The 16,624-nt window shown below is 60.1% G+C and carries 15 protein-coding genes; 7 read left to right on the top strand and 8 right to left on the bottom strand.

Annotated elements, in window-relative coordinates:
• Positions 1–27: 27 nt before the first annotated feature.
• Positions 28–1,443, top strand: a complete 1,416-nt coding sequence (locus tag HDF10_RS13875) for a DUF2252 domain-containing protein (protein ID WP_183814373.1) — start codon at positions 28–30, stop codon at positions 1,441–1,443.
• Positions 1,444–1,688: 245 nt separating this feature from the next.
• A complete protein-coding gene (locus HDF10_RS13880) occupies positions 1,689–2,204 on the top strand; it encodes a L,D-transpeptidase family protein (RefSeq protein ID WP_221271716.1) in 516 nt (171 codons plus the stop codon).
• Between the two features lie 46 nt (positions 2,205–2,250).
• Here the strand turns inward: HDF10_RS13880 and HDF10_RS13885 are convergent, their stop codons facing one another.
• Positions 2,251–3,993 carry a L,D-transpeptidase family protein gene (locus tag HDF10_RS13885; RefSeq protein ID WP_183814377.1) on the bottom strand — a complete coding sequence of 581 codons (1,743 nt, stop codon included), beginning with the start codon at positions 3,991–3,993 and terminating at the stop codon, positions 2,251–2,253.
• Between the two features lie 164 nt (positions 3,994–4,157).
• On the bottom strand, positions 4,158–5,495 hold the full coding sequence (locus HDF10_RS13890; RefSeq protein ID WP_183814379.1) for a TCR/Tet family MFS transporter: 1,338 nt from the start codon (positions 5,493–5,495) through the stop codon (positions 4,158–4,160).
• Positions 5,496–5,694: 199 nt separating this feature from the next.
• Between HDF10_RS13890 and HDF10_RS13895 the strand changes: the two genes are divergently transcribed.
• A complete protein-coding gene (locus tag HDF10_RS13895) occupies positions 5,695–6,504 on the top strand; it encodes a hypothetical protein (RefSeq protein WP_183814381.1) in 810 nt (269 codons plus the stop codon).
• A 228-nt stretch (positions 6,505–6,732) separates the two neighbouring features.
• Here the strand turns inward: HDF10_RS13895 and HDF10_RS13900 are convergent, their stop codons facing one another.
• The 4 genes from HDF10_RS13900 to HDF10_RS13915 form a co-directional block, all read right to left on the bottom strand.
• A complete protein-coding gene (locus HDF10_RS13900; RefSeq protein ID WP_183814384.1) occupies positions 6,733–7,608 on the bottom strand; it encodes an aldo/keto reductase in 876 nt (291 codons plus the stop codon).
• Between the two features lie 216 nt (positions 7,609–7,824).
• Complete coding sequence (locus HDF10_RS13905; protein WP_183814386.1) at positions 7,825–8,013, bottom strand: hypothetical protein; 189 nt, start codon at positions 8,011–8,013, stop codon at positions 7,825–7,827.
• A 63-nt stretch (positions 8,014–8,076) separates the two neighbouring features.
• Positions 8,077–9,678: a multicopper oxidase family protein gene (locus tag HDF10_RS13910; RefSeq protein WP_260177881.1), complete on the bottom strand. Its 1,602-nt coding sequence runs from the start codon at positions 9,676–9,678 to the stop codon at positions 8,077–8,079.
• A gap of 110 nt (positions 9,679–9,788) precedes the next feature.
• On the bottom strand, positions 9,789–11,510 hold the full coding sequence (locus HDF10_RS13915; RefSeq protein ID WP_183814388.1) for a phospholipase C: 1,722 nt from the start codon (positions 11,508–11,510) through the stop codon (positions 9,789–9,791).
• A gap of 178 nt (positions 11,511–11,688) precedes the next feature.
• Between HDF10_RS13915 and tgt the strand changes: the two genes are divergently transcribed.
• A complete protein-coding gene (tgt, locus tag HDF10_RS13920; RefSeq protein ID WP_183814390.1) occupies positions 11,689–12,810 on the top strand; it encodes a tRNA guanosine(34) transglycosylase Tgt in 1,122 nt (373 codons plus the stop codon).
• Positions 12,807–13,298: a putative signal transducing protein gene (locus HDF10_RS13925; RefSeq protein ID WP_183814393.1), complete on the top strand. Its 492-nt coding sequence runs from the start codon at positions 12,807–12,809 to the stop codon at positions 13,296–13,298. Before tgt ends, HDF10_RS13925 begins: the two co-directional genes overlap by 4 nt.
• A 27-nt stretch (positions 13,299–13,325) precedes the next feature.
• Here HDF10_RS13925 and HDF10_RS13930 read toward each other — a convergent pair whose 3' ends face one another.
• Together HDF10_RS13930 and HDF10_RS13935 are read right to left on the bottom strand one after the other, a co-directional pair.
• Entirely contained in the window at positions 13,326–14,936 is a 1,611-nt protein-coding gene (locus tag HDF10_RS13930; protein WP_183814395.1) for a hypothetical protein, read from the bottom strand.
• 89 nt (positions 14,937–15,025) lie between these two features.
• The gene (locus HDF10_RS13935; protein ID WP_183814397.1) at positions 15,026–15,526 is read right to left on the bottom strand and encodes a heme-degrading domain-containing protein; all 501 of its coding nucleotides are present in this window, start codon (positions 15,524–15,526) and stop codon (positions 15,026–15,028) included.
• Positions 15,527–15,693: 167 nt separating this feature from the next.
• On the opposite strand from HDF10_RS13935, the gene HDF10_RS13940 reads away from it, so the two are divergent.
• On the top strand, positions 15,694–16,008 hold the full coding sequence (locus HDF10_RS13940; RefSeq protein WP_183814399.1) for an MmcQ/YjbR family DNA-binding protein: 315 nt from the start codon (positions 15,694–15,696) through the stop codon (positions 16,006–16,008).
• A 165-nt stretch (positions 16,009–16,173) separates the two neighbouring features.
• A complete protein-coding gene (yajC, locus tag HDF10_RS13945) occupies positions 16,174–16,482 on the top strand; it encodes a preprotein translocase subunit YajC (protein ID WP_183814401.1) in 309 nt (102 codons plus the stop codon).
• Positions 16,483–16,624: the final 142 nt, after the last annotated feature.

Consider the following 16,624-nt stretch of genomic DNA (forward strand, 5'->3'; position numbering starts at 1 on the left):
TGGTTGCAGATTTGTGGAGGTGAAGGGATGAACGAGACGCAGCCGGTGAGCGCGCGAGAGCGCTATGTCTTTGGACAGGAGCGGCGGAAGCAGGTGAAGCGCCAGCATCATAAGGTGTGGACGGCGAAGCAGCGGCGGGAGAGTCCGCTGAAGCTGCTGGAGGTGTCGACGCGGGGGCGGGTGCCGGCGCTGGTGGCGTTGAAGAACAAGTTGATGGCGGCGTCGCCGTTCGGGTACTTTCGCGGGGCAGTGCCGGTGATGGCGTATGACCTGTCGCTGGTGGGGAGTACGGGGATCTGTAATCAACTGTGCGGCGATGCGCATGTGAGGAACCTGGGGGCGTTTGCGGGGCCGGATGGGCGGTTGGTGTTCGACATCAATGACTTTGACGAGACGATTGTTGCGCCGTTTGAGTGGGATGTGAAGCGGATGGCGACGAGCCTGGTGCTGGCGGGACGTGGGGCCGGGGCCAAGGATGCGCGTTGCAGGGAGGCGGCAGCGGTATTTCTGGAGAGGTACCGGACGATGATGCATGCGTTTTCGCGAATGCCGGTGCTGGAGGTGGCGAGATACCAGGTGCATCGGCTGGGGAGTGTGACGCCGGTGGCGGGGATCCTGATGATGGCGGAGCGGGCTACGCCCATGCATACGCTGTTGACGTTGACGGAGGTGGAGGGGCGGCCTTCGGCGGCGAAGAAGAAAGGGAGCAAGACGGCGAAGGATGCGGCTAAGAGCTCGGCGAAGAATGCGGCTGGGAGTTTGGCTGGAAGTTCGAAGCGCGCGCAGCGGGTGTTTCGGACGATTCCGCCAAACCTGAAGAGGGTGACGGGCGCGCTGGCGGAGCAGGTGGTGGGGTCGCTGACGATGTATGCGGAGAGCCTGCAGCCGGAGCGGAGGCATTTTCTGGCGCAATACCGGCCGATGGATGTTGCGTTCAAGGTGGTGGGGACGGGGTCGGTGGGGCTGCGGGACTACGTGGTGTTGATGGAGGGAAATGGGATGAAGGACCCTCTGTTCTTGCAGATCAAGGAGGAGGTGGCCTCCGGGTATGCGCCTTACGTCGCTGGTGCTTTGAAGGGACGAAGAGGAAAGCAGCATCAGGGACAGCGTGTGGTGGATGGGGAGCGTGCGATGCAGCTGCAGTCGGATCCGTTTCTGGGGTGGACGACGATGGACGGCAGGGATTACCTGGTGAGGCAGTTGAACGATCACAAGGCTTCGATTCAGCTGCAGGATCTGAAGGCCGCTGGTTTGCTGGAGTACGCGGGGGTGTGCGGCGAGATGCTGGCGCGTGGACATGCGCGGGCCGGAGATAGCGCGATGGTGGCGGGGTATGTGGGGACTTCGCCGCGGTTTGATGAGGCGGTGGGGGCGTTTGCGGAGGCTTATGCGGATCAGACGGAGCTGGACTGGAAGCAGTTGGTGAAGTCGCTGAAGAAGTGACAGCGATGGGAAACCATCTTTATCCAGGGTGGAGATCGATCGTGGCGCTCGCACACACACCGTCGCACCACACTTCTGCGTCCCACCTGCGTGTGATTGGGTGGCCTCGGGTATTCTTTTATAAAAGCAACTGACAGGTGAGTCGTCTCCGCGGCGGGTTGGGTTCCGGATCTAACCAGAGTCGCGAGCTGCGCTTCCTCCTGTGTGATCTCTTACTAGTAACGGGGTACGGGTAGATGCTGTCGTTGAAGCTCACTAAGCTGACCGTTCTCACGCTTTTTGCACTTGCGGTCTTTCCCTTGCGGGCGCTTTCAGCAAACGATACTCCCTTGCCAGCTTCTGCCATGGCCGACAAGGTGGTTGTGCTGAAGACCGAAAGGAAACTCCTTTTGATGAAGGGGAGCGAAGTACTGAAGACGTACACACTTTCGCTGGGAGGCAATCCAGTCGGGCCTAAGATCATGGAAGGCGATCGCAGGACACCTGAAGGCAACTACGTGCTCGATCGGCATAACGCACATAGTCAGTATCACCGGTCCATTCACATCTCTTACCCAAACGCGGACGATATAGCACGCGCGAAAAGGTTCGGTGTCCCGACCGGCGGCGAACTGTACATCCACGGGCTGCCAAACGACTTTAAAGGGCCGAGCGGACAATTGGGCGACTGGACAGAGGGCTGCATTGCGGTGACCAATGCAGAGATCGACGAGATATGGCGAGTGGTGCCAGACGGCACGCCGATCGAGATCAAGCCTTAGTTGCGAATATCTGCGATCGACTATCTGCAACTCAGGGTACTTCCGCTCATTTGGGATACGGATAGCCCTGGGCCAACTCCAGCTTGAGCGTTCTGTCGTGATCATAGATATCGTGAAAGAAGTGAACATCTCCGTTCTCTTCCACGACGACCGTCATGTAAAAGATCAATACGGGAACCGGGGGGACAAGATTCACCTGCTGGTTATCCCGACCGTCGTGCATGGCCTTCTCAACCCTTTCCAAGTCCCAACCGGGAGTGTTGCGGAGAAGCCAGGCTGCGAACTTGGCGGGTTCCTGCACGTGGATGCACCCGTGACTTGCTACCCGTTTTAACTCTCCCTCTTCCCCTTCCGTTGCCTCGGAGAACATATCGAGGCTCGCAGGGGTGTCGTGAATGTAGACGTCATGCTGGTTGGGGAATATGAACTTCACCAGGCCCATTCCGTTCTCGGGACCGGGTGGCTGCCTCACGGTCAGCTTGCCTGCTCGCACCTGCTGCAATAACGCAGGGGTGACGTCTCCGGAACGAATCACCTTCCCGCCTGCGCTGACCAGCTCCAGATTTTGATCGCCCAAAGAAGGATTTTTTTCAAGATCGGGGATGATCTCCTTGCGCAAGATATTTGGGGTAGGGGTCCAGTAAGGACGAAAGACGATGTACTGGATGTTGTTTTCAAACATGGGTGTCTGGTGGTCGTAGTCCTCACCCACATTCACCCTCATCGTGAGACCCACTTCATTTTTCTCGTCGAATCCATAGAGGCGGAACTCCGGAACGTTGATTACGATGGGCGGCTGTTTGAACTGGTAGGGCAACCAGCGATATCTCTCCAACGCCAACCGCATCTGCTCAATCCGATCGCTCAACGGCACGTTCATCTCGACAACAGTTTTGTAATCAAGCTCTCCGGTTGGTTGCAGACCAAAGCGCCCTTGAAAGTGTTTGACCGCATCGACCAGAGGACCCTCATAGACCTTTGCGTCAGGGGGTATCGTGACGCTATCCGGCAGATCGCCCAGCAAACGCAATCGGTTTGTCAATCCTGCTACTCCCGCGTACTGCCCGCCGGGCGACACACCCCCGACATCGAGCACTTTCTCTCCATCGCCACTCTTTTCCAGTTCCATGTAGTGCAGCAAAGCGGCGCGGAGTCGCTGGTAGCTTGGGAAGGGCGGGCCGATGTCTGCAAGCTCAGAACGCAGATCGGAGCCGTTGACCAGACGTTCGCGGACGAACTGCGGCAAGTCTAGTTTCTTGTGAGAGACGTCGAACTCGAAGCCCAGATTTTGGGGGTTAACCCTTCCGATGTGCAGATCGGAGACGTAACGCATAACACAGACAGTGAGGGCGGCATCGAACTGGGCTTCGTCAGCGTCGTCATGCGGACCCTTGAGCGATGCGAGGCGGTCAGCCCATCGTGAGGCGTCGTAATCCTCAGCCAGTAGACCCTCGCGATCGGCGTCCTGCAATATGTGAATCACGTCGACAGCCTGAGTGGTGGGCTTGCCGTCGCTGATCCATGCTGGTTTGTAGGCAGAGGGGCGATAGAAGTTGTTCAGATGCGCCCGGTAGTCCGTGAAGTTGGGCCAACGGAGTTCCTCAAGATGGCCGGAGGTGACGATCTCCCTCAACCGAGCTGGCACACCGTTTGGCTGCTGTGTGGAACTGACTTTGGCGCTGGTCGCAACGGGTGAACTGCTCGCTTTTTGAGTTGAGGTCTGCCCGCTGAGGAGCATGGGTGAGACGAGGAGCAGAATGACAATCTCAAGCTGTCGAGTAGAACGCACAGATACTCCTCGGGGCGCCACAAGCTGCTTATGTAGTTAAGGTTGCGTTAGTAGATATTTCGCGTTGGTGCACGCCGATCATAACAAGACGCTCGGCGCCGTATGTTAATGCCAAACGACTCCAGGCTGCATTGAGATTTGATCCGTTTGAGTTCTAGTCCGAGTCAGGTTTGGAGTATGGGCTTGGAGGTTCGGGTGGCGTATTGGGCGAGGATGAGGCCGATGAGGAGCATGGACGCGGCGACGTAGAAGGGTGTGCCGGGGATGCTGACGATGGCGTTGGCTCCGATGGATTTGCTGAAGACGTAGGTGAAGAAGCCGGGGCCGATGAGACCGGCGATGCCGCGCAGGCTGTTGATGGCGCCTTGAAGTTGGCCTTGTTCGGAGGGGCTGGTTTTTCGTGAGAGCAGGCTCTGGGCGGAGGGCCAGGTGAAGGACATGAGATTGAGCAGCGGAATGCCTAGCCAGAAGAGGAGGCCGGTCTTTGAGAAGCCGAACATGGAGTAGCCGATGGCTCCGCCGATGAGGCCGAGGGTGATGGCGCCGCGTTCGCCGATCTTTGCCACGACCCTTTTGACGAGGAGCGCGCCGTAGATTGCGGTGAAGACGCCGATGGTGGCGAGGGAGAAGCCGACGGTACGGTCGGTCCAGTGGTAACGGTAGTCGGCGTAGATGACGTAAACGTTCATGAGCGACTGCTGGGCGATGTAGCCGAGGAGGAGGACGCCGGAGATGGCGAGCATGCCACCGCGTTTAAGGAGATTGAGGGAGCCGACGGGGTTGGCGCGCGCCCAAGAGAAGGGGCTGCGGTTGGCGAGGGAGAGTGATTCGGGGAGGACGAAGAGGCCGTAGAGTCCGTTGATGAGGCTGAGGAGGCCTGCGACCCAGAAGGGCAGGCGTGGATTGATGTTGCCGAGGAGGCCGCCCATGGCAGGACCGAGGACGAAGCCGATGCCGAATGCGGCGTTCAACATGCCGAAGGCTGCGGCGCGGCGCTCGCGTGGGGTGACGTCGGCCATGTAGGCCATGGCGGTGGGGATGCTGGAGGCGGTGAGTCCGGAGATGACGCGGCCGACGAAGAGCCAGCTGAGTGCTGGAGCCCAGGCCATCAAGAGGTAGTCGAAGCCGAGGCCGAAGTTGGAGAGGAGAACGACGGGGCGGCGGCCGAAGCGGTCGGAGAGCGAGCCGAGGATGGGGGAGAAGAAGAACTGCATGGCGGCGAAGACGGTTCCGAAGAGGCCGAGCATGCGGGCGGCGGAGGAAGTGTCGCCGTGGAGGAAGCCTTCGATGAGGCGCGGGAGGACGGGGGCGATCATTCCGAGGGCGAGCATGTCGAGGGTGACGGTGAAGAAGATGAAGGTGGCGGCGGCGCGGCGGCCCGGGGGTGGGGTAGCCGGGAGCGCGATGTTGTCGGTAAGGTTGGGGGAGACGAGTTCGGGCTCGGTGATCAGTGGATCGGGCGTGGTGATTGGTTGCGACGGGTTTGGCGGGGATTCGGCCATGCGATTGAAGGCAGTCTACGTGAGTTTTATGACGGGCTCTTGGAAAAGTCGGCGTTAATCTCTGGGCTGCGAACTCTTGCTGCGTGGGGCGCATCTCACCGAGAGTCGCTGGAAGTTCGCCGGGGTTACGTGGCTGGGCGTGCTTTACTTGTGCAAGCAGCATGATGGGCTTTCGTGCTGCGATGAGGATCGAGGATCGATGCGTGTTGCTGTATGGAAGATGACGCTGATTTGCCTGTTGGGGACCGGGGGCCTGCGCGCCCAGAGTTCGAGCGAGGCAAAGCGAATTGTCGAAACGATGCTGACCCACGAGAATGATCCGGCAGAGCATCGCAATCGATACATGTACGTGTCGGAGGAGCGGTCGGATCGTACGGGTGGGCATCTGTGGCGCGAGCGCGTGGTGGAGACTTCGGCAGGCAAGGTGCGGATGCTGCTGGCCGTCGACGGGAGTCCGTTGAGCGCGGAGCGTGCTGCCGCGGAGAGAGAGCGGCTGGCCCAGATCGTCGCTCATCCTGAGGAGTTTCTCCGGCGCGAGCAGGCGATGAAGAACGATGAGGAGCACGCGGTGCAGATGCTGGCTCTGCTGCGAAGGGCGTTTCTGTTTGACGATCCTCACGAAGCGGGAAGCGATCTGCAAATAACCTTTCGGCCTGATCCTGCGTATAAGACGCAGTCGCTTGAGGAGCGCGTGCTGCACGCGATGACAGGAACGATTCTGGTGGATCGGCGGATGATGCAGCTGCACAGGATCGATGGAACGATGCCAACAGACGTCAGTGTGGGGTTTGGCTTGTTGGGGACGGTGCATGCGGGCAGCAACTTCAACACGACGCATGAGATGGAGCCGGGCGGGGATTGGAAAAACGCTGTGGCGAATACCGCCATCGAGGGCAAGGCGCTCCTGTTCAAAGAGATTGGCAGGAACGAGCACCTCGTTCACAGTGAGTTCAGGCTGATGCCGGCGGATATGAGTGTCGCGCAGGCGGTGGAGATGCTGGAAAGATAGTGTCCTGCCGGACGGGCCCGCTGCGCTAGGCCACCCCGCAAACGATGACCTGTTTGCGGGGACCCCGGTTTGCGTGGTCACTTCGTGACTTATATACCCCTTCGGTCGGCGCTCCCGTTGGTCGCGAGAAGAGATGATTCCGACCAATGGGAGGACTACGCGAAGCTTTAAAGAGGCGTGCGAACGCCCGCCTCCCGCGCAGGGAGCCCGTCCGGCAGGACAACGTCTTCAGGCAGCGGCTACGCGCTGGATGAGGTTGTTTTGCTCTCGTTGGGATTCGGCGCCGATGGTGAAGGCATCGAGGACGCCGGTGCTTAAGGCGTAGCGGATGGCCTCGGCCGGCTTGTCGCGGAGATCGCCCTGGCCGAGGATCTTCATGCCGACGATTCCCTTCCCCTGAGCGCGCATCTGCTTGATGACGCTGATTACGGTCGCTGGGTCGGCGTCCATGTGGGAGCCGATGGGGTTGAGACGGACAAGATCGACTTCGACCCACGGGGAGGCGGCTGCGGCTTTCAGGGCAGAGAGGCTGTGGCAGGAGACTCCATGGGCGCGGATGACGCCTTTTTGTTTTGCTTCGGAGAGGACGTCCATGACGCCACGATAACGTGTGGTCCAGTCGGCTTCGGTGACGCAGTGGATCAGGACGATGTCGATGTAGTCGACGCCCAGCTCTTTGCGGAAGCGGTCGAGGTCGGCACGGACCCCGGCGGCGTCGCGTGTGTCGGTCTTTGTGAGGACGGTGACTTTGTCGCGGGGGATGTGCTTGAGGGCTTCGGCGACGTAGGGATGGCTGCCGTAGGAGTCGGCGGAGTCGAAGAAGCGGAGGCCGTTGTCGTTGTAGCCGTCGAGGAGGAGCCTGGTGAGCGGCGAGGTGCCGAGACGGGTCTGGTTGGAGGAGCCGCCGAAGCCGATTGTCCCGGTTCCCATGGCGAGGCGGCTGGTGCGGATGCCGGTGTGGCCGAGGATGACTTCGTCCTGGGCCTGGAATTTTTTCGGAAGAGGATCGGGTTCGAGTAGTGCGGCGCGGGCGATGGCGGACCGGGCGAGAAGGGCAGCACCTACGGTGCGGGTCGAGCGGCGAAGGAAGTCTCTCCTTAGCATGGCGCGATCTCCTTGGCGTTTAGACTACGCCGATTTGCTTTGGCGAGCAGGTAGGGCAGCCGTTGCGCTTTAGCTAGACAAGGTATACCCGCCACGAAGTGGCCGCGCCAGGTGTAATGGGCTCGTCCGGCAGGACAAATTACTTACGTGATGACCTCGATGGTTGCCGGTCTCCCTCTGAAACGAGCGTCGATACCCCTCCCCCCACCCTGCAGGTTATTTTGCGGGGAAGTCTTTATTTATCTGTATCTTACAGCGCAGGCCTCTCTTCAAAATATTGAAATGAAAGGGGTTGTGCGCAAAATACTTGTTATGAGCAAGATAGCCAGTGAAGAGTGCAAACGGGGGCGTGTCGGCATCTGCGGCTTCTTCTTTATCTATTTTACCGGACTGGGTGAAACTCATGCGCAACACGATTTCCCGCGACTGGAGCGGGTTTTGTGCGATCAGGGGCTTGACAAGGTCTCCTCAGGCGATGACTTCGAAGGGGCGCATCATGTCGTTGGCTTCGTGCTCGAGGATATGGCAGTGGTAGAGGTATTTGCCGGTGTAGCCCTCAAAGCGGATGATGACGCGGGTGACCTGTCCGGCGGGGCACTGGATGGTGTCCTTCCAGCCCATCTCGTTGGGGGCAGGAGGTTCGACGGGGCCCCGAAAATGTAGTTTTTTGTTGGCCATGAGCTCGAACTGATCGAAGGTGCGGCGGTCGAGGATCTGAAAGCGCACGAGGTGGATGTGCATGGGGTGGGTGTCTTCGGTCTGGTTGACGAACTCCCAGATCTCGGTGGAGTTGAGCCTGGGAAACTCGGTGGTGGGTTCGTGCCAGTGCTTATTGTTCAGGAGCATGACCATGGGGTTTCCGATCTTGTCCTGATACTCGTTGAGGGTGATGGTACGGGTTGTGATTGCGGAAGATTCGGGGATGCGCTCGACGGGACGAAGAGTTTTGGGCAGGGAGATCGATGCGGGGGAGGAGGACTGCCTGGCTACACGCAACTCGAGGATGTCGAGGGCGCCGGTACGGAGGTGGAGGGTCTGGCCGGCGGATTGGCTGAAGTCGATGAGGATATCGGCTCGCTCGGCTGGGGCCAGGACGATGGTTTTTACCTCTACTGGGGCCGAGAGCAAGCCCTGGTCGGAGCCGATCTGGGTGAGCGGCTGCTGGTTCGAGAGAGAGAGAAGGAAGAAGCGGCTGTTCGAGGTGTTGAGGGTGCGGAAGCGGTAGAGGCGAGGCTCTACCTCGAAGTAAGGACGGATCTTGCCGTTGATGAGGATGCCATCGGCGGTGAACTCGGGGATCCAGGGGTGGTCAGGATCGCCTGAGTCGGCGTAGAAGAGCTGGCCGTCGGAGGTGAAGTTGCGGTCGTAGAAGATGAGGGGCACTTCGTACTTTCCGGAGGGGAGGTGGAGGGCGTCTTCTACCTGGTCTCGCAGGAGATACATGCCGAAGAGTCCGGCGTAGGTGTTGAGGCGGTTGAGGCCCATGGCGTGATCGTGATACCAGAGGGCGGCGGCGTCCTGCTGATTGGGATAGTGGCAGATACGGCTTTTGCCGGGGACGAACCAGTCTTCTGGATAGCCGTCGTCTTTGGTGGGGACCTTGGCGCCGTGGATGTGGGCGACGGAACGGACGTCGGGAATGTCGCGACCGCAGCCGTGAAGGGAGTGATCGATGGGGAGGAAGTGGGTGGTGGGGAGGTTATTAACCCATTCGATCTGGAGGGGGTGCCCGGTGCGAGCTTCGACAGTGGGGGCCACGGGGGTGGGGCCGTAGCTCCACATGCTGGTGGGAGGAAGATCGCGGTGAACCTTGGCGTGGATCTCGCGCATCTCGATGCGGAGTTTGTGGGGGGCGGTGTGTGATGCGGGGGCTGGGACAGGCAACGGGTCGACGAAGGGTGGCAGCTCCAGAACGTGGAGCATCGGGACTTTTTTGCCTGGAGCGTTGGGGGTTTGGTGCATGGCAGCCATCTGTTGCATCTGGCTGAATCCGCTGCGGGAGCTATAAAGGAGGCCGAGGGCGGCGGTTTGTTGCAGGAAGCGTCGGCGGGACGAACTGGAATCAGACAACGGGTGGGCTCCGAAAGATGTGGCGTGTAAAAAGAAGCACGCACTCTGGAGGACAGAGTGCGTGCGATTAAGAATACAAAGTAAATGTGAAGGCTTTGTGAACCCTGCGGTTAGTTGCCGCTGGTGACTTTGCCGGTGGTGGGGTCGAGCACGACCACGTTGGCGTTCGGCGCGACGGTGCTGGTGAAATTGAACATACCGGTGAGTGCGCCGGCGGAGGCATCGAAGGACCCGCTGCCAATGCGTGCGCTGGACAGGAAGACATCCTCGATGAAGCGGGGGATGGAGGCCTGGTCGGTGGGGGTGTTGTCGACGTAGTTCTTCTTCGCCCAGGGGGAGATGACCATAAACGGCATGCGGGGTCCGTGTCCGCAGCGCCCTTGTACGGGAGCGCCGTTGGAGTTGGGACCGGGGAGCGAGGCAGCCGCGGCGCCGGTGCAGATGGCCGCGTCGGCAGCGCTGGCTGAGCCGTTGACGATGTCGTTCAGGTGATCGTACCAGCCGTCGGAGTCATCGTAGGCGATGATGATGGCGGTGGAGGACCAGAAGGTCGACTTCTCGATGGCGTTGATGGTGTTGACGACGAACGTCTGCTCGTCGAGTGGGTCGGAGTAGCCGGCGTGAGCGTCCTGATAGCCGGGGGCCTTGAGGAAGCTGACGGCTGGCATGACACCAGCCTTGAGAGCGTCGGTAAAGTCGTGCATGTCGTACTGGTGGTTGGCCTGGTCGGTGGCTCCGATGGCGGCGGTAGGACGCAGGTGGTTGAGGTTCGCCGTGCTGGCGTAGTACTGGAAAGGCTGGTGGTGGGGGATGTAGTCAGCCTTCGTGGGGTGGCTGGGGATATTGACTGCGCCGGTCGAGCGACCGCATCCGGTGGTTCCGTTGGAGTTGGTAACGGTGAGGTCGAAGCCACCCTCAAAGAAGCCCCAGGTGATGCCGGCGGTGTTGAGCAGGTCGCCGATGTTCTTGCCCGACATGCTGAAGTTGGAGGTGGTGGAGGAGCAGATGTCGCCGGTTGGATCGGCATCGTTGATGTCGCTGAAACCACCCTGGCCGTCAGCGACGATGGCGGAGGCGACGTTGAGGGGGTTGACAACGCCGTTGGTCTGGCCTGAGGCGAGATTGATGGCGCCGGGAGTGGAGGGGCCGAAGGTGGTGCCGAACGAGTGATCGTTCATGGCGTAGTGCTGCGCGTAGTTCCACAGAGCGGTGACGGTGTTGCCGTCGTAGTAGCCCATGGTGAGCGCGGTGGTGCTGGTGAGAGGTGAGCCGTTGGTGGCGGTAGTCAGCGCTACGGGGTTAGCGACGCCAACCGAGATGGGGAAAAGGTCCATCTTGCCGTTGTCGAAGGCGAGTTGCTCGGGGTTGTAGGCGTGGTCCTGGTCGTTCGTGGCGGCCTGCGCGGGGGCGAGGCGGAAGGGATTCGAACCGACCGAGTTAAGCGCTGTGTTGACGTTTGCACTGGTCAGGTTGGGATTCGCGGTGAGCAGCGATGGAGTGCCGATGTAGTTGGTGGTGTTGGTTGGGGTGGCCGGGAGGGTAAAGGTGCCGGCGAGGGTGGCGGCAGCTACGGAGGCGGCGGTCGCTGGGGTGAAGGGCGTCTCACCGGGAAGGTTCGCGGCGTTGGGGTAGGTGCCGAAGTAGTGATCGAAGGAGATGTTTTCGCCGAAGATGACGACGACGTGTTTGATGGCCGCCTGGGCGGTGGTTGGCGTCGGCGGCGGGGTGTTGTTGGCGTTGCCGTTGCCTGGAGGCGTGCTGACCGTGCCCTGGCCGCAGCCGCTGAGGATAAGGGTCGTGGACAACGAGAGGGCGAGAAGTTTCCGAATCATTTTTTGAGGCCTCAAAAGTTGGTAGAGATGCGGTGCTCCTTATTGTTAGGTCTGAAAGTGACTGGATTTGTGAATTGAAGTTGAATGCCAGATGAATTAATGGAGTGTGACAGCTCCGAAGAGGCTGGTTGCTGCGTCGTTAGGGGCGAAGTGGGCTTGCCCTCATACAATCGGAGGAATGGGATTTTCATTTGAGGTAGATAGAACCGCTGAGGGTGGAGGGCGGAGGGGGCGGCTGCGGCTACCGCATGGGGTGGTCGAGACGCCGGTGTTTATGCCGGTGGGGACGGCGGCGAGCGTGAAGGCGGTGCCGCAGAGTCTGCTGGAAGAGGTTGGCGCGGGCGGGAAGGGGACGCAGATCATCCTGGCGAATACCTACCATCTGTATCTGCGGCCGGGGCATGAGCTGGTGCGGCGGATGGGCGGGGTCCATCGGTTTATGAGCTGGGAGCGGCCGATGCTGACGGACTCGGGCGGGTTTCAGGTGTTCAGCCTGAGCAAGTTGCGGAAGATTTCACCTGAGGGGGTGGAGTTTCGGTCGCACCTGGATGGGAGCAAGCACTTCTTTTCGCCGGAGCACTCGATGGATGTGCAGATTGCTCTGGGGGCGGATATTGCGATGGTCTTCGATGAGTGCGTGGAGACTCCAGCGACGTGGGAGAGGACGCGGGAGTCGATGGGGCTGACGCATGCGTGGGCGCAGCGGTCGAAAGATCACTTTGAGTTACATAAGGACCGGGTGCCGTGGTTTTCGGAGAGACAGGAGCAGACGCAGAGTCTGTTCGGGATTGTGCAGGGTGGGATGTATGCGGATTTGAGGAAGGAGTCGGCGGAGCGGCTGGTGGAGATGGATCTGCCCGGGTATGCGATCGGCGGGCTGGCGGTGGGGGAACCGCGGGAGGTGACGCGGGAGATGATTGCTCGGACGCTGGAGCATCTGCCGAAGGATAAGCCGCGGTATGTGATGGGGGTGGGGTATCCGGATGAGATTGAGGAGTACGCGCGGATGGGCGTGGACATGATGGACTGCGTGCTGCCGACTCGGGCGGGGCGGCATGGGCTGCTGTTTACGTCCCAGGGCAGGCTGAATATCAAGAAGAAGGAGTATGCGGAGGATCAGGGGCCGATCGATGCGACGTGCGGGTGCATTGTGTGCCGGCGATATACGCGGGCTTATCTGCGGCATCTGTTTGCTTCGGGCGAGCCATTGAGTGCGGTGCTGAACAGTGTGCACAATATCGCGTTTTATCTGGATACGATGGAGAGGGTAAGAGGGGATCTGGAAAGAGGAGCAAGTTGATCGAACCGGCGGAAGATCTAGAGGTATTACACACATTCTTCGACGCTCTTGATGCGGGGAAAGCATGCGGGCACCTTGAGGCGTTGGCTATTCCGTTTTTGGTTGAGAACTTGAGTAAGCCACAACAAGGTGTCAGCCGGTTTCAAGAGAATCCTCCAATACACATCGAATTACTTGTTCGGGAAGAGGATTTGCCCCGAGCGCGCCGCTGTCTGCGGGAGTCGATGCATCTGTTTCCCGAACGAGAGCTGGATGTGGTGGAACACGGAGTTGACGGAGAAGAAGTGCTTGTACAGGCAGCAGTTTGCGAGACGCAAGAAGATGCCCATGCTGTGAAGACTGCACTTACCGAGGCCGGGCTGTGGGCCACCTTACGGAAGATCATCGATGACGAGGACGCGAGTTATATTACGTACTCAGTTGAGGTGAAGGGCTACGATATCGAGAAGTCAATGACAGTGATTGATCGTTGGGGTGGCTCGCTTTGAGTTATATGCCTCTAGTTTTTCAGAGAGCTATTTGACATCATTTCTTACGTAGATTCTGTATCCCAGGGGCTTTGAGGGGCTGCTGCCGGAGTTGACCATGTGCGGGGGGATTCGTTCGGCGTCGAGGTGATAGTTGGCCTGGAGGTAGTCGTCGAACTGGGGCCAGCGGCTCATCTTTTGGTAGGCGTAGCCGGGGCGCTGCGTGGCTGAGTCGCAGTCGTTGCTGGAGATGACGAAGACGGCCGGGGAATTTTTCATGATGGCCTGCCAGAAGGCTTCGCGGGATCGATCTCGCTCTGCGCCGGGTTGATTGGAGAGCAAGTAGCAGTCGTAGAGGTAGCCGGTGGATTGCACGAGGCGCATGTTGTAGAGGGTGGGGATGCAGCCGTCGGCCATGTCCAGACATTGCAAGCGGTTGGCGAGTTTTTCGCCCCCGAGGCGGTTGAGATCGGCGCGGAGCATGGTGTCGAACTCCTGATTGCGCCAGTCCTGCCAGAGGGCGTGCGCGGTGGAGCCGCCCGCGACGAAGACTACGCCCACTACGATGCCCGCCATTGCCAGGCTGGGCAGGAGCTTGTTGTTTGTGGTGAAACGGAGTCGCCAGTGGGCTGGGTTGGTTTCGAGGACGGTGGTGAAGTCGATGGCGATGAGGAGGAGCAGAAAGGCTTCGGAGGGGTAGCGATGATACGGGAAGCCCTTCCGTTGGAGATAGAACGATGCCAGTCCGAAGAGAACGGCGACGAGGAGTGCGGCGCGCTCCCAGGTGATCCAATCCTTTTTGACGATGACGATGGGCAGCCAGAGCAGTACGACGGGAAGCATGACCGAGGAGATGCTGTGGAGAATGAGATGAGGGTAAGACCGGGGGCCCAGTAGGAGGAAGTAGGGGAGGAGTTGGGTGAGGGTTCGGAGGAAGTCGGCGGTGACGTGTTGGTGGTGAAGCCAGACGAGGATGAGGAGGATCGGCGTCAGCATGCCGAGAAGCCCGGCGATGAGGTGAGCGATGAATGGTTGCTGTCTGCCTCTTAGGGCGATGGCTGCGAGTAGCAGAACAGCCGGAGCGAGGAAGAGGACGGACGGCTTGATGGTGGTGGCGATGCCGCAGAAGAATCCGAAGAGGGCGGTCATCAGTGTCGTCATCGAGGGTCTGGTGTTTTTATGTGGGTGCGCTGCGGGATCGGTTCTGAGGCCGGTGAAGAGGAAGGCGTAGCCGAGGAGCAGGCAGGCGGTCATGGTGAGGTCGCGCTGACCTAGTTCGACGAGACCGTCGCGGCCGTGGATCAGCGCGAAGAGCGATGCAGCGAAGAGTGCGGCGAAACGGCTGTAGGGTCTGCAGATAACGAACATGGCGATTGCAGAGATGGCCAGGAGCGAGAGGTCGAAGAGTCGCCAGGTGAGCGAGTTGCCGCCGAAGAGATGCATGACGGCGCCTTCGATCAGGAGCGTTGTCGGCATGTTGGGATCGACGATGTCGCGATAGGGAGCCATGCCGCGGTCCATGAGGAAGACGACGTAGTGCATGAGGGCGGCGTCACCCATGAGGGGCCAATGCCAGGTACGGATTACGAAGAGGAGGAGGCACCCCACGAGGAACACGGAGGAGAGTGTCCGGGTGATGGTGTAAGACCGATCCGACATGGCTACGATGCTCCCGTGGTGCCGCTGCATGCGGGCAAAACTTTATTAGAGCATTGCGGTTGTTAGAGCATTGCAGCGCAGCAGGCTGGTTATGCAAGGCGCAGGGAGTTGTGGTTCTGCTTGAGTTCGAGGCAGAGGGCTTCGACGACGAGGTTGTGGTCTTCGCGTTGCGGCAGGCCAGAGACGGTGACGCAGCCGATGATGCCTGCGCCGGTGACGTGGAGGGGGAAGCTGCCGCCGTGGGCGGAGTAGTCGGCGTCGGGGAGGTTGTAGCGTTCGCTGAAGGTGCGGCTGCTCTGCTCGAGTGCGAGGCCGATGGCGTAGGAGCTGCGGTGGAAGCGGGCGACTACGTTCGATTTGCGCTGCACCCAGCGGGGGTTGTCCGGGGGGGTGCCGGCGAGGGCGGTGTAGAAGAGCGGCTGGTGAGGCTTGCCGAAGCGGCGGATGTCGATGACGAGAGACTGGTTGCGGGAGACGGCGAGTTGACGGAGGCTTTGGCCGAGACGCCAGGCGGTGTCGTAGTCGAAGGCGGAGAAGCGGAGTTCGGCCTCCTGGCGAGCGATGGCGGCGAGGTCTTCGGGGATGGGCATTAGGGCGGTTCCTTCCTGCTTGCATACGGTTGAGGGTCGATTACTCCGCGACACGTTCCAGCCAGTTTATGAGATAGGTGGTTAGCATCCCGCGTGGCGGCGAAGGTTGGCGCTGGATTCGCGGGGGTGGGCGTAGAGTGTTGAGAGATTTTTGCGAGGAGATCGCGTTGACGGCAAAGGATTATCGTCGGATCGCGTTGAGTCTGCCGGGCGCCTCCGAGGGGTCGCATCAAGGGCATCCTGACTTCCGGGTGGGGGGGAAGATCTTTTGTACTCTTGCATTTGAGAGGGAGGGCTATGGCGTCCTCAAGCTGAGCCCGGAGGAGCAGGCAGGCCTGGTGGAGGATGCACCGGAGGTGTTTTCTCCTGTCCCTGGAGGGTGGGGGCGCGGTGGGGCCACCCGGGTACGGCTGGACGCGGTGAGCGCGGATGTGCTGGAGGGGGCGATAAAGATGGCCTGGAAGCGACGTTTGGCGAAGTGAGGAGCGGTGGCCGCGCCTTGACAGGGGGGTGCGGTTACGCGATGCTTAGGGGCTAGGCACACTTTTTGCACAATGGGCGAAGTTGCGTCCGGCTGCGCGCGTCTGGCTGTAGTTTGGCTGGCCAGCGCCAGAGAAGATTTGAGTTATTGAACGGAGTTTTGATTGATGTTTGCGATGTGGTTGCAGAGTGCAGCAGGGTTGGGTAATCTGGGCAGTCTCGCGCTGCCGATCCTGTTCTTCGTGGTGCTTTACTTTTTGATGATCGCGCCGAACCAGAGGAAGCAGAAAAAGTGGCAGGAGATGCTGGGGCAGTTGAAGACCGGCGACCGGGTGACCACCAACGGCGGGATTCGCGGCACGGTGCTGACCGTGAAGGACGATCTGGTTGTCCTGAGGGTGCAACCGGATGGGGTGAAGCTTGAGTTCGTAAAGAGCGCGATTGCTGCGGTGACGACCGACGAACAGGTTGCCTAAAAAGATTTCACAATAAAAGCTGTAGCAGATTTTAGATGTAGGCACGTTGAGATTGAACCGTTAACAACGGACGAGGAAGAAACAAGGATAGCGGCGGCGGGACCGGAAGCTGGGCACCGCGGCTGCACCCTTCAATAAAGAT

It is taken from the genome of Tunturiibacter empetritectus, from assembly GCF_014201375.1.
Taxonomy (GTDB): domain Bacteria; phylum Acidobacteriota; class Terriglobia; order Terriglobales; family Acidobacteriaceae; genus Edaphobacter; species Edaphobacter lichenicola_D.